This is a genomic window from Brevibacillus sedimenti (genome assembly GCF_020923495.1).
GTDB classification, from domain to species: Bacteria; Bacillota; Bacilli; order Brevibacillales; family Brevibacillaceae; genus Brevibacillus; species Brevibacillus aydinogluensis.
Window position 1 is genome coordinate 1,422,785 of record NZ_CP064048.1, and the last position, 13,434, is coordinate 1,436,218.

General features: G+C 57.1%; 11 protein-coding genes and 2 pseudogenes. 12 read left to right on the forward strand and 1 reads right to left on the reverse strand.

Translation table 11 applies throughout. The annotated features are described in order from the left end of the window. Window positions 1–8: 8 nt before the first annotated feature. The 11 genes and pseudogenes from IRT44_RS19320 to IRT44_RS06995 all read left to right on the forward strand — a co-directional run bounded on the left by IRT44_RS19320 (window position 9) and on the right by IRT44_RS06995 (window position 11,724). Complete coding sequence (locus tag IRT44_RS19320; protein ID WP_256379887.1) at window positions 9–143, forward strand: hypothetical protein; 135 nt, start codon at window positions 9–11, stop codon at window positions 141–143. A gap of 26 nt (window positions 144–169) precedes the next feature. After that, window positions 170–2,953 (forward strand): calcium-translocating P-type ATPase, SERCA-type, encoded by a 2,784-nt coding sequence (locus IRT44_RS06950; protein ID WP_230077660.1) that lies wholly within the window; start codon window positions 170–172, stop codon window positions 2,951–2,953. 30 nt (window positions 2,954–2,983) lie between these two features. Beyond that, window positions 2,984–3,688 (forward strand): sporulation protein YunB, encoded by a 705-nt coding sequence (gene yunB, locus IRT44_RS06955; RefSeq protein ID WP_171566086.1) that lies wholly within the window; start codon window positions 2,984–2,986, stop codon window positions 3,686–3,688. Between the two features lie 576 nt (window positions 3,689–4,264). Beyond that, a complete protein-coding gene (locus IRT44_RS06960) occupies window positions 4,265–5,257 on the forward strand; it encodes a copper amine oxidase N-terminal domain-containing protein (RefSeq protein WP_230077661.1) in 993 nt (330 codons plus the stop codon). A 165-nt stretch (window positions 5,258–5,422) separates the two neighbouring features. Then, window positions 5,423–5,898 (forward strand): annotated as a pseudogene (locus tag IRT44_RS06965) (sporulation protein YunB); the annotation flags it as partial. A gap of 186 nt (window positions 5,899–6,084) precedes the next feature. Beyond that, window positions 6,085–7,326 carry an outer membrane protein assembly factor BamB family protein gene (locus IRT44_RS06970; protein ID WP_230077662.1) on the forward strand — a complete coding sequence of 414 codons (1,242 nt, stop codon included), beginning with the start codon at window positions 6,085–6,087 and terminating at the stop codon, window positions 7,324–7,326. 171 nt (window positions 7,327–7,497) lie between these two features. Then, the gene (locus IRT44_RS06975) at window positions 7,498–8,592 is read left to right on the forward strand and encodes a PAS domain-containing sensor histidine kinase (protein WP_171566089.1); all 1,095 of its coding nucleotides are present in this window, start codon (window positions 7,498–7,500) and stop codon (window positions 8,590–8,592) included. Further along, complete coding sequence (locus IRT44_RS06980) at window positions 8,564–9,220, forward strand: response regulator (protein WP_171566090.1); 657 nt, start codon at window positions 8,564–8,566, stop codon at window positions 9,218–9,220. Before IRT44_RS06975 ends, IRT44_RS06980 begins: the two co-directional genes overlap by 29 nt. A gap of 180 nt (window positions 9,221–9,400) precedes the next feature. Further along, on the forward strand, window positions 9,401–9,553 hold the full coding sequence (locus IRT44_RS06985) for a cytochrome c oxidase subunit 2A (RefSeq protein ID WP_171566091.1): 153 nt from the start codon (window positions 9,401–9,403) through the stop codon (window positions 9,551–9,553). Between the two features lie 30 nt (window positions 9,554–9,583). Then, window positions 9,584–10,051 (forward strand): cytochrome c oxidase subunit II, encoded by a 468-nt coding sequence (locus tag IRT44_RS06990; protein ID WP_230077663.1) that lies wholly within the window; start codon window positions 9,584–9,586, stop codon window positions 10,049–10,051. Window positions 10,052–10,065: 14 nt separating this feature from the next. After that, window positions 10,066–11,724: a b(o/a)3-type cytochrome-c oxidase subunit 1 gene (locus tag IRT44_RS06995; protein ID WP_171566094.1), complete on the forward strand. Its 1,659-nt coding sequence runs from the start codon at window positions 10,066–10,068 to the stop codon at window positions 11,722–11,724. Between the two features lie 105 nt (window positions 11,725–11,829). Here the strand turns inward: IRT44_RS06995 and IRT44_RS07000 are convergent. Continuing rightward, window positions 11,830–12,574, reverse strand: a pseudogene (locus tag IRT44_RS07000) (SDR family NAD(P)-dependent oxidoreductase). 169 nt (window positions 12,575–12,743) lie between these two features. Between IRT44_RS07000 and IRT44_RS07005 the strand changes: the two are divergent. Continuing rightward, window positions 12,744–13,376 carry a nitroreductase family protein gene (locus IRT44_RS07005; protein ID WP_171566097.1) on the forward strand — a complete coding sequence of 211 codons (633 nt, stop codon included), beginning with the start codon at window positions 12,744–12,746 and terminating at the stop codon, window positions 13,374–13,376. Window positions 13,377–13,434: the final 58 nt, after the last annotated feature.

The window sequence follows — 13,434 nt, forward strand, 5'->3', positions numbered from 1 at the left end:
GGTTTTTTATGGCGAAAACGACGGCGGACATGGGTGACCGGCCGCAGTGGACACCTGCTGACAGACTTCATCTCAAGGGGCCGATCAGGCCGGCGATGGACGAGTGGGTTATTTTGAGGCTCGTCAGCATACATATGAGATGAAAGCGTAGGGGATGGAGGAGATTCAGGTGGACACACAGCCGAATCAAAAATGGTACATGCTGACGTCAGCGAATGTGGCAGATGTGCTTGACAGCGACGCGGACCGCGGTTTGTCGCAAGAAGAAGCAAAGCGGCGGCTGTCCCGCTATGGCCCCAACCAGTTGGCGGACACGAAGCGAAAGCCGCTGTTCACTGTCCTGATCGACCAGTTCAAGGATTTCATGGTGCTGATCTTGTTTGGCGCCACGCTGATTTCGTACGCGCTGGGCGAGTACCTCGACGCCATCACGATCATCGCCATTATTTTCATCAACGGGTTGCTGGGCTTCATCCAGGAAGCCAAGGCGGAGCGTTCGCTGCAGGCGCTCAAAGAACTGGCATCCCCAATGGCACGGGTGGTGCGCGACGGTCAGGTGCACATGATTCCCGCATCTCGGCTGGTTCCGGGCGATCTGGTGCTGCTGGAGGCGGGGGATAGGGTGCCGGCAGACATGCGGCTGTTTGAAGCCAACCGACTGGAGATCGAAGAGTCGGCGCTGACCGGGGAATCGGTGCCGGCCGGCAAGACGGCCAAAACGCTGTCTCCGGCGGGCGGGGAGAACATTCCGCTGGGCGATCAGAAAAACATGGCGTTCATGGGCACGATGGTGACGGGAGGGACCGGACGGGGAGTGGTGGTCTCTACCGGGATGGAAACGGAAATCGGCAAGATCGCCCATCTGATGAACGCGGCAGAGGAGATGGGGACCCCGCTGCAGCACCGCCTGGAACAAATGGGAAAAATCCTCGTGGTGGTCGCCGTCCTGTTGACACTGGTCGTCATTGGGGCAGGCGTATGGCACGGGCACGACCTGTTTACCATGTTCCTTGCCGGAGTCAGCCTGGCAGTCGCGGCGATTCCCGAAGGACTGCCGGCTATCGTCACGATCGCGCTGGCGTTGGGCGTTCAGCGGATGATCAAGCGCAATGCCATCGTCCGCAAGCTGCCGTCGGTGGAAACGCTGGGCTGCGCCTCCGTCATCTGCTCCGACAAAACCGGGACACTGACGCAGAATAAAATGACCGTTACCCGGGTGTGGCACAGCAATACAGTCTACGAGGTGACAGGCAGCGGCTACGAACCGGAGGGGGTGTTTCTCCTGGGCGGTCGGCAGGTGTCTCCTGCCCGCGACGCAGGGCTGTCCTACATCCTGCGGATCGCCGATCGCTGCAACAACGCCCGGCTGTCCTGCGAGGACACGCGCAAGCTGCTCGGTATCGGCAAAACGGAGCGCCGGTGGCAGGTGGTGGGCGACCCGACGGAGGGAGCGCTCAAGGTGCTGGCCGCCAAAGGGCAGGGCGCGGAACGCGTGAAAAGCGGACAGCAGGAGACACGTGTGGAGGAGCTGCCGTTTGACTCCGAGCGCAAAATGATGTCGGTGGTGGAAAAAAGTGCGGACGGCGGCTTCACGCTTTTGACCAAAGGAGCGGCGGAAGCGGTGCTGGCCCGCTGCAGCCACATCCTCTGGAACGGAGAGGTGCAGCCGCTGAGTGCGTCGCTTCGCCATCAGGTGCTGAACCAGACGGAAGAGATGGCGTCACAGGCGCTGCGGGTGCTGGCATTCGCCTACAAAACACTGCAGGGGTATCGGCCGGGACATCCGTTGGGGGTGCTGGAGAGCGGCCTCGTCTTTGTCGGTCTGGCAGGCATGATCGACCCGCCGCGCGAAGAAGTGAAGTCGGCCATCGACCTGTGCCATCAGGCGGGGATCAAGACGGTGATGATCACCGGCGACCACAGGGTGACGGCAGAAGCGATCGCCCGGCAGATCGGTCTCATGCGCGGGTACGGCCAGGTGATGGAAGGGCGCGAACTGGACAACATGAGCGACGAGCGTTTGGCTGAGATCGTGGAACAGGTCGCCGTGTACGCGCGCGTCTCGCCGGAACACAAGTTGCGGATTGTCCGCGCCCTGCAAAGCAAAGGCCACGTCGTCGCGATGACCGGGGACGGCGTAAACGACGCACCGGCTGTCAAGACGGCTGACATCGGCATCGCCATGGGCATCACCGGCACGGATGTGACCAAGGAAGCGGCCGATCTGGTGCTGCGGGACGACAATTTTGCCACCATTGTCGCCGCTGTGGAGGAAGGGCGCAACATCTACGACAACATCCGCAAATTTATCCGCTATCTGCTCGCCTCCAACGTCGGGGAGATTCTCGTCATGTTTTTTGCCATGCTGCTCGGAATGCCCTTGCCGCTGGTGCCGATTCAGATATTGTGGGTCAACCTCGTCACCGACGGTCTGCCGGCCATGGCGCTGGGCGTCGATCCGCCGGAAGCGGACACGATGTATCAGCGGCCGCGCCACAAGCATGAGAACATTTTTGGCCGGGGACTCGGGTGGAAGATCATCAGCCGCGGCTTCCTGATTGGGGGCATGACGCTGCTGTCTTTCTGGTTGACGCTCCGGGAAAACCCCGATGATCTGGTGCATGCGCAGACAGTCGCGTTTGTCACCCTGGTGATGGCCCAACTGATTCACGTGTTTGACTGCCGCAGCCAATACAGCGTGTTTCATCGCAACATCTTTGAGAACAAGTTCCTCGTCTGGGCGGTCCTTTCATCCGTGCTGCTGGTGCTGGGCGTGGTCTACATTGATGCGCTTCAGCCGATCTTTAAGACCACGGATCTGTCTTTCCGCGATTGGGCGCTGATCCTCGTGGCAGCAGGCGTGCCAACGTTTGTCGCGGGCATTGGCGGGGCGCTGCGGAGCGGCCGGCCGCGGAGCACGGCAGAACGGTCGATGAGGGCGGTCCGTTCCTGAGAAGCATGTCAGATAGCGGGAGAGAACGACGTGTGGGGCTACAGGAAAGGCGGGTGGCGCCGACGGGGCCGTCGCCTGATCGCGACGCTTTTGGCCGTGATGGCCGGCCTCTTGGTGCTGTTTGTGATCGTCGAACGGCGGATTGAGCCGACTCTGATGCTGATTGCCGCGCAAAAAACGGATCAGATCGCAAAATTGGCCATCAGCGATGCGGTGACCAAGCGGCTGACACAGCAAGGGATCGATTTCGACGACATTGTCATTTTGGAAAAGGACAGTGACGGAAACATCCTGGCCGTGAATTTCAACTTCAAGCAGTATGCGCGGATTGTGGGGGAGACCACTTCCCGCATTCAAGCCCGGCTGAAAGAGTTTGAGGAAGAGAACGTCGTGGTGACGGTGCCGCTGGGGCTGGCCACGAAAAACGTCTTTCTGGAGCACTTCGGACCGGAGATTCCCGTCTCGTTTGTGCCGGTCGGATCGGTCAAAACCCGGTTGGAGACCGGACTGAAACAGGCGGGGATCAACATGGTGCTAATCACCGTCTACATTTGGGTGGAGGTGGACCTCAGGATCGTCATCCCGTTTGCCACGGAGCAGCGGACCGTGACGACGCAAATCCCGATTACGGAAGCGTTGATCGTCGGCAAGGTGCCCGATTATCTCTACAACAATCCCGCCGGCAAACCGGACGTACCGATGCCGAGAAATGAGCAGATGATACATCAGCCATAATGGAAGAGGGGCGGCAGTTTGGCCGCTCCTGAATCCTGCGAATTCCGAGAAAAAGCTGCTGCAAAAGTTGCGAATCTACAGTAATCTGATAGTGAGCCATTTTCAAAATCCCCCTTTCCTGGAATGTTTTGTGGTCAACTTCATTCTGCCCGAGGGTTTTTGAAATGGCTCTCTTTTTTTCAAAGAGACTCCGTTTTTACACAATGTATATGGACTCAACTCGAGAACATTAATTTTTAGTGGGAGGAGTAATTTATGAATAAGTTTTTGCTCGGGGTAATATTTTCCGTATTTATCATAATATTCGCTGTAGCAAGTCTTTATTTTCGACTAAATCCACCAAACACAGTAGGAATTATACCTTCTAGAAATGTGACCACCGAGACATATCTTAATTTTGCAATACAGTTATTAACCGGGATCAGCTTTTTTGTCTTTTTTGTTACTTCTTGGAAGGGAAAGAAATAACGACAAGCGTCAATCAATAATTTGTTGAAACGTATCAAAAACTATTCCGTCCAATGAAATGAATAGAAGCACAAATCAAGTACAAAACGAGCATTGGAGGAATGCAGCATGAAAAAAATTCGTACAGGCATGATGACATTGGCGGCTTTGGCCGTGCTGGGAACGAATATCGTATCGGCTGCCTCCGAACCAGTAAAAGAACTGTCGGTCAATGTAAACGGAAGCGCGCTTGAGCAAGCCGCGATTTTTGATAAAGAGCAACAAACCGTTTTGGTTCCACTGCGTCCGGTAGCTGAATCCCTTGGGTACAAAGTAAGCTGGAACAACGAACTGAAGGCAGCGGAAGTGCAAAAAGGCGCGATCGCGAGCTACGCCAAAGCCGGGGAGGACCGCTACCCGTTTGCGAAAATGTACAAGACACTCGGAGCAAAGCCGCTTCTCCTAAACGGCAGCACCTATGTTCCAGTCGCTTTCGTGGATGAAATCCTGCAAGCAAAAGTCAATGTGACAGACAGTGCGGTGACGGTAGTGGACGAAGAGGCAGAAAAAGCGCCAGTGCGTACTGGCACGATCACGACGATCAACAAAACAGACGATGGCAAAGTTTCCATTGCGTTGAATGGATATGAGACAGGAATCATCCTGCACATCAGCGCGGAAACCAAAATTACCGACGCTGCGGGCAAAGAGCTGAAGCCGGAAGACTTGAAGCTTGGCATGGAAGTAGAAGCGACACACCATAATTTCATGGCGATGAGCCGGCCACCGCAGACAGGCGCGCTCAGCATTGTTGTCAAAAGCAGCCTGGAATCTGCGGAAGTAGTAGGGACAACAGGTAAAGTAGTCAGCATCGAGCCTGACCAGCAAGGCACCTATAAAATGCTGGTAGAAGGACGCGGTCTGACAGCGACCTCTCCGGAAAAAGTAGCGCTGATCATTAATGACAAGACGATCATCGTTAATGCCAAGGACAACAAAGCACTCAAACCGCAAGACTTGAAGGCTGACATGAACGTGTTTGCGTTCTACGGGCCAAAGCTGACACGCAGTCTGCCACCAATCGGTGTAGCAGAAAAAATCGTTGTGGATATCGCTGAATAAAAAAGGCCAAACAGCAACGACTGGCTGACGTGATAATAAGAGAAGTCTCATTAACGGAATGGAAAAGAACCGGGATGGCACCTGCTGTCCTGGTTTTTCTGTAAGAATTAATCAGACTTTGAAAAAGACTGGAAAATGAAGCGGGAGCGTCTGGGCAGCAATTTTGAGCCGACCCTGATGCTGATTGCCGCGCAAAAAAACGGATCAGATCGCAAAATTGGCCATCAGCGATGCGGTGACCAAGCGGCTGCTACAGCAAGGGATCGATTTCGACGACATTGTCATTTTGGAAAAGGACAGTGACGGAAACATCCTGGCCGTGAATTTCAACTTCAAGCAGTATGCGCGGATTGTGGGGGAGACTACTTCCCGCATTCAAGCCCGGCTGAAAGAGTTTGAGGAAGAGAACGTCGTGGTGACGGTGCCGCTGGGGCTGGCCACGAAAAACGTCTTTCTGGAGCACTTCGGACCGGAGATTCCCGTCTCGTTCGTGCCGGTCGGATCGGTCAAAACCCGGTTGGAGACCGGGCTGAACGGAAGCGTTGATCGTCGGCAAGGTGCCCGATTATCTCTACAACAATCCCGCCGGCAAACCGGACGTACCGCTGCCGCGAAACGATTCCAACGTCACCCAGCCGTGAAACGCTTGGCGGAGTATGCAGCAGAGACGGTGCGGCGAAGGCCGCCCCGTCTTTGTTTTGTCTGCCGGACCGGGAAGGAAAAACTCCACCAAAAAGACCAGAAAAAACATTACCTTTCACATATTCACGCCAATTGGCAATTCATGTAAAAATAAGGAGAATATTTGATGACGGAGCGTGAATCGAATGGGACTGATACCGCATGGAGGACAGAAGGGACGGGCGTGGAAATGGACGAGCCTGCTGGCGCTGGCCCTGGTTGGCACGGGTCCGCTGCTGTGGAGCGGTCAGGCGCAGGCCGTTGGAACGATCGAAGGACCGGCAGTGACCTGGGAAAAATCCCATCCCTACAGATACGGCGACTTTTACGGAAACGTGCAGCGCGGAACGAATGGCGAGATCTTCTTCTCGCGCCAGGCGGCTGACAAACGTACATACGAAATCGTCCGGGTGGAGCAATCAGGCACACTGACGGTGACACAGACGGTGACTGACGAGAAATTAGGTCGTCTGTCCCATTTTATTCAGACGAAAGACGGCGGCTTTCTGCTGGCAGGACTAACCAGGTCGAATGATCCAGAAGGGAATCTCCGCCTGATCAAGGTGAACGGCGACGGTGAAATCGCGTGGGCCAACACCTACCCCAAGTACGTCGGCCTGGACATTCGCCTCCTGCAGACGGACGACGGCGGCTATGTGCTGGCAGCGGTGCTTGAACAGCCGGACCGCAGCACCGAACTGTATCTCGCCAAACTGGAACAGGACGGGAAGCCAAAATGGGAGACGACGTTTGAAGGAGCGGCATACGATGCGGTCACCGCGGTACGCCAGACCGTTGACGGCGGCATCGTGCTGCTCGGGGCGGTTGGTCAGGAAGATGACTCGTACCGCCTTAACCGGGATCTCTTCCTCGCAAAAGTGGACAAGTCCGGAAAGACCGTTTGGGAACGCCGGCACGAGACCGGCCTGGACACCGTTCCCCGTGCTTTTGCGGAAACGCCGGACGGCAGTCTGGTCATCGCCGGGACGGATCGGACGATCAGCGACTACCGGGCCGGATACGGTCTGGGGTATCTGCTCAAGGTGGACAAAGACGGAAAAAACGTGTGGGAAAAGAGGTTTGCGGAGAAGACCCAGACCAGCGCACTCAACGACATCCAGGTGACGGGCGACGGCGATCTTTTGGTCAGCGGCTGCGTGAAATACGAAGAGTTCAACATGAACGACGCCAGTTCGGACGGATACGCTGCCAGACTGGGTGAAGACGGCGTAACGGTATGGGAAAAGGTGCTGCCCAACAGCACTGAGCAGCGGGAACAGCATCTGCTGCTGCCAATCTCCGACGAGGCTTTTCTCGCGATTGGAACGGGGAAAAAGTACAAAGGCGGCGATTACGTGTTCTACGTCACCCAGCTGCAGGCCAAATAAAAGGCTTCCACGGTATACAGGCAGGACACCGGCCACACCCAGGACAATCACCCTGCGGGAAACGGGCTCCTTTGAGGGAGAAGAGCAGGGAGGTAGGGGAATTCCCCGATACACTTTCCCCCGTCCGCGTTCTACAATAACGGTAAGGATGTTTGTCTTGAGGAGGAGCGCATGGACGCGTGGATGAAAAAACTGGGCTCGTCGGAGGAAGCCTTCACCCTGCTTTCGTCCGTCTTTGCCAACGTCAGCGACGCGATTCTGGTGGTGGACAAAGAGGGAATGATCGTGACGGCCAACCCCGCGCTGGAGAAGATGTCCGGCTGGGCCACTGAAGAACTGATCGGGAAGCGGCACATATGTGAGCTGTGCCTGGGCATGGCAACCTGCCGGGAGGAAGCGACCTGTGCCGACTGCTTTTTCAAGCAGGAACAGATGCCGTCATTTGAGATGCGGCTGAAGACAAAGGACGGACGGGATTACCCTGTGGCTGCCAGCTCGGCCCAGCTGCCGGAGATAGACGGCGGCAAAATGGTGCTGATCCTGAGGGACATGTCGGATCAGCAGCGGGCTGAAAAGGAGCGGTATCAGCACAAGCTGACGAACTACGTCATTCAGGCCCAGGAGGAGGAGCGCAAGCGCATTTCCCGCGAGCTGCACGACGGCGTGGGACAGGCGCTGTACAGCATCCTCGTCGGGCTCAACGTGGTCGGCCAGAGCAAGCTGAGCGAACCGCTTCGGCAGCACGTGGCCGACATTCAACAGATGACGGCAAAGGCGATGGAGGAAGTAAAGCGCATGGCGCTGGAGCTCCGCCCCTCCGCCCTGGACGATTTGGGACTGCTGCCCGCCCTCCGCTCGCTGATCAAGCGGTTTGAAAAGAGCTTTGGCCTCTTGATCGACCTGCACGTGCAGGGGGACCGCCGGCGCTATCCCGCCGTGGTGGAGACCGCCCTCTACCGGATTGTGCAGGAGGCGATGACCAATGCCGCCAAATACGCCCAGGCGGACAAGTTGGGCATTGTGTTTGAGGATCGGGACAAAGAACTGGTGGTGACGGTTGTGGATGACGGGATCGGATTTGATGTGGAACGGGCGCAGAAGAAGGGGACCGGCCTGGGACTGTTTGGCATGAAGGAGCGGGCCCAACTGCTGGGAGGCACAGTCGACATCCGCTCGGCCCCCGGCGAGGGGACGACGGTGATCGTGCGCATACCGCTCGCAAAGGAGGAAACAGAAGATGGCCATTCGCGTCCTGATCGCCGATGACCATGCCATCGTCCGCTCAGGGCTGGGCATGCTGCTCAACGCCCATCCGGACATCGAAGTGGTCGGCTACGCCGCCGACGGAAAAGAAGCGGTTGACAAAGCGCTGGAGATACGGCCTGACGTCGTGCTGATGGACCTGAGCATGCCCCCGGGGGAGAACGGCCTGTCAGCCACCGCCCGGTTAAAAGAAGCAGCGCCTGACATCCAGGTGCTGGTCTTGACGATGCACGACGACGAGGAATACCTGTTTCGCGTGCTACAGGCGGGGGCGTCCGGCTACATTTTGAAAAGTGCACCCGACCTGGACCTGATTGCTGCCATCCGGACCGTTCACCAGGGCATGGCCTACCTATACCCGTCCGCGACCAAGTCCTTGATCGAGGAATTCCTGCAGATGGTGAAAAACGGCGAAGAGCAGAACAAATACGAGATACTGACGGATCGGGAAAAGGAAGTGCTCATCCTGATCGCCAAGGGATTCAGCAACAGGGAGATTGCGGAGCAGCTGACCGTTTCGGTCAAGACGGTCGAGTCGCACAAGGCGCACATCATGGAAAAGCTTCATCTGCGCACCCGGCCGGATCTGGTCCGCTACGCGATCAAAAAAGGATGGCTTGATTTTGAATAGAGAAGACAGACGGCGCATACCGCCGTCTTTTCTTTTTGGCCAAAATGTGACAGAAATCAGGAAAAATCGGGAGGTTCCTGGATCATTTTAGGGGTTTTCCCTGACTTACTTCCCTCATGCCGGGGGATAGAATGAAAGCGTAAAACGCAGCCGGTACGGCATGGAAAGGAGGAGCGAGCCGTGGAGACGCGTACGGAATCGCAGCACCAGGCCAAGCCGACGCAGCCCGAGCAGGAGAACCTGAAGGGCACGTTTGCCGCCGTGCTGTTGGTAGGGGCGTTCATTCTCCTCAGTTGGTTTGGCGTATTTGCCCTGTTTTTGAATCGGGCGTAGCAAGGTGAAAGGCAGAAGGGAGATGACACGATGCATTTGCACCGTTACGAGAAAATCTGGCTTGCGCTGGGAGCGGGAGGGCTGGCGCTGTTTATCGCACTCTTGTGCGTCAACGCGTTTGCCATGGGAATGGCTCCGCCAAGCAACATGGAGATGATTGACCCGGCCCAGGTGACCCAAACGCCTCCGTTTGACAACCCGGGGCTGAAAAAGGTGGGAGAGAATGAATACGACGCGTACATGACGGCGTTTGCCTTCGGATTTGCGCCGGGGAAAATGGAGGTGCCGCTGGGAGCCACGGTCAACTTCCACGTCACCAGCCCGGACGTAGTGCACGGGTTCCAGATTCCCGAAACCAACGTCAACTTCATGGTGATGCCGGGACACATCAACTCCGCGTCGTACACCTTTGACAAGCCGGGCGAATACCTGATTCTGTGCAACGAATACTGCGGCGCCGGCCATCAGGTCATGGCGACCACAATCACGGTGAAATAAGGAGGTGACGGAACATGAAAATCGCTGTATTTAGTCAGACGCCTGTAGACCGCTCGACGGCTCGTCTCAGTCTTTCGTACATCTGGGTGGCGTATGTCGCGTTTGGACTTGCGGCGCTGGCTGGAATGCTGCAGGGGATGGTGCGCGGCGGCCTCATCGAACTGCCGAGCTGGACCAACTACTATCAGATTTTGACCGCGCACGGCGTGTTGATGGCACTTATCTTTACCACGTACTTCATCATCGGCTTTCTGCTTTCCGGGGTAGCGCGTACTACCGGCGGTGCCCTGCACGCCGCTGCCTTGAGATGGGGCTGGGCCGGCTGGGTGCTGATGACAGTCGGTACGGCCATGGCGCTCGTGACGATCATCACCAACGACGCGTCCGTTCTCTACACCTTTTACGCGCCGCTGAAGGCATCGCCGTACTTTTACATCGGGGCGGCCCTGCTGGTCGTCGGGAGCTGGCTGGGCGGATTCGCGATCTTCAGCAGCTATCGCAAATGGAAACGGGAAAATAGCGGGAAAATGTCACCCCTGTTCGTGTTCATGTCGGTCACGACCTTCCTGCTGTGGATCATCGCCACGCTGCCCGTGGCAGTGGAGGTGCTGTTCCAGCTGATTCCCTGGTCGTTTGGCTGGACCTCGACGATCAACATCATGCTCAGCCGGACGTTGTTCTGGTTCTTCGGCCATCCGCTGGTCTACTTCTGGCTGATGCCGGCGTACATTGCCTGGTACGTATGCGTGCCGCGGGTCATCGGCGGCCACGTGTTCAGCGACTCGCTGGCCCGGCTGGCATTTATCTGCCTGCTGCTGTTCTCCATCCCTGTCGGCTTCCACCACCAACTGATGGAACCGGGCATCTCGCCGGGATGGAAGATGATCCACGTCATCCTGACGCTGATTGTCGTGATTCCGTCGCTGATGACCGCGTTCTCCATGTTTGCCACATTTGAAACGACCGGACGGAAAAAAGGCGGAGTCGGCCTGTTTGGCTGGCTGAAAAAAATGCCGTGGTCGGATGTGCGCTTCTTCGCACCATTTGTCGGCATGCTGTTCTTCATTCCGGCCGGGGCCGGGGGGATTATCAACGCCAGCAACCAGATGAACGCCGTTGTCCACAACACAGTTTTTGTAACCGGCCACTTCCACATTACCATAGGAGCGGCAGTCGCACTCACCTTCTTCGGTGTCAGCTACTGGCTGATTCCGGCGCTGACGGGACGGACGCTCACCCGTACAGCCAACCGCATGGGCATGGTGCAGACGGTCTTTTGGGCAGTCGGCATGTTCCTGATGTCGTTTGCGATGCACTACATGGGCTTGCAGGGATCGCCTCGGCGAACCAGCTACACGACCTACATGGATCACCCGGTCGCGCTCGAATGGATGGATTATCAGCGCGTCATGGCCTTTGGCGGAGGCCTGCTGTTTACGGCGGCGATTCTGCTGCTGTTGATCCTCGGTTATCTGACGTTCTTTGCACCCAAAGGAAAAACCGAGTATCCGATTGCGGAAACGGAGACAGTACAACATACACCGCGCATTCTGGAGCGCTGGCCGGTCTGGGTGGGCGTGCTGGTCTTCCTGATCGTGATGGCGTACGGCTACCCGATCCTGGAACAGCTTAACCACCATCCGCCGGGTTCGCCGCCAATCCGCACCTGGTAGCAACGAAGGATTGGCACATGAAACAGGGACGGTTCACGCAGCGTATTCTGCTCGGAACCGTCCCTTTTATGTTTTCGATGCGCTGTTCGCAGTCGGCGGCGCGGCTTACGGCACGTAAATCATCTTCCGCGTCATGCCGCCGTCGATCACCAGCTCCGCCGGTGACGAAATCGTTGCCTTCATCGGTCAAAAACAGGCAGGCGCGGGCGATGTCTTCCGGTTTGCCGACGCGTCCGGCCGGGTGCTGGTGGTGGTCCTCCGGCCGCAGTGCATCGTAATCGCCCGTCTCGATCCAGCCGGGCGAGATGGCATTGACGCGGATGTTGTCCGGTCCCAAAGAAACGGCCAGGGCGTGCGTCAAGGCGAGAATGCCCCCTTTGGAGGCGGCGTATGCCTCCGAGTGCGGTTCGGACATGTGTGCCCGCGTGGAAGCGATGTTGATAATCGCGCCGCCTCCGGATTGGCGCATCAGCTTGGCCGCTTCCCGGGAGCAGAGGAAGACGCTGCGCAGATTTGTGTTCAGAATGCGGTCCCACTCCTCGACCGAAAGCTCGTACGGTGAGGCCCACTGTGAGATGCCGGCGTTGTTTACGAGAATGTCCAACCTGTTCCAGCGGGACGAAACCATGCGCATAAGTGCCTCGATTTCGGCCGGGACGCTGACGTCGACCGGATGGAAAACCGCGGTTCCGCCTGCCGCGGTGATGGCTGAAACTGCGGCTTCTCCCGACTCTCGGTTTTGTTCGGCGACTACCACGTGGGCGCCGCGGGCGGCGTACAGGGAGGCGACAGCAAAGCCAATTCCCCGCCCGGCTCCGGTGACAACGACAATTTTGTTTGCAAACGACATGATTAATTCCTCCTGTCAACGAAAATGGGCCGGCCCCTCGAATGAAACGGGTGTGGAACACTGGTAAAGGAGCAAGACTGGTGTTCCGGCATATTGTATTGTTGCAATACGTAAGCGACTAATATAAAGTAAGAGTGTTACCATATGAGTGACAGAGGAGGCTTCCCGTATGCAAGCAGACGTAAAACTGACGGCTGAACAAGTCATGGAAGCACGCCACAGCGTGCGCAAATACGATCCCAACGCAGAGATTCCCCGCGAGGAATTAAACGAAATCCTGCGTTTGGCCGCGACTGCCCCGTCTTCTTGGAACCTGCAGCACTGGCGTTTTATCGTGGTGACGGACAGGGCCAAAAAAGAGCAGCTTCTGCCGATCGCCTACGGGCAGCAGCAGGTGGTAGACGCCTACGCCACTATTATTGTACTCGGCGATTTGGAGGCGGACAAATCGGCACGTCCGGTCTATGACGATGCGCTGGCCAAGGGGTACGTCACCGAACAAGTGCGGGAAACGTTGATCAACCAAATCGAAGAGACGTATCGCAACAATCCGCAAATTGGGCGCGACGAGGCGATCCGCAATGCTTCGCTCGCAGCCATGCAGTTGATGCTGGCCGCCAAAGCAAAAGGATACGACACGTGCCCGATGCTCGGCTTTGATAGTAACGCGCTTATCCAGGCGCTCAACATCCCGCCGCGCTACATTCCAGTGATGATGATTACGGTGGGCAAGGCCAGTGTGCCCGCTCGTCCGACCGCACGCTTTGGCCTGGATCAACTGGTGATCGAAAACAGCTTCTAATCAGCTTCTCATCCCATCAGGCGAAAACGAACAAGCCGGCAGCCCGTCCACGTGGAGC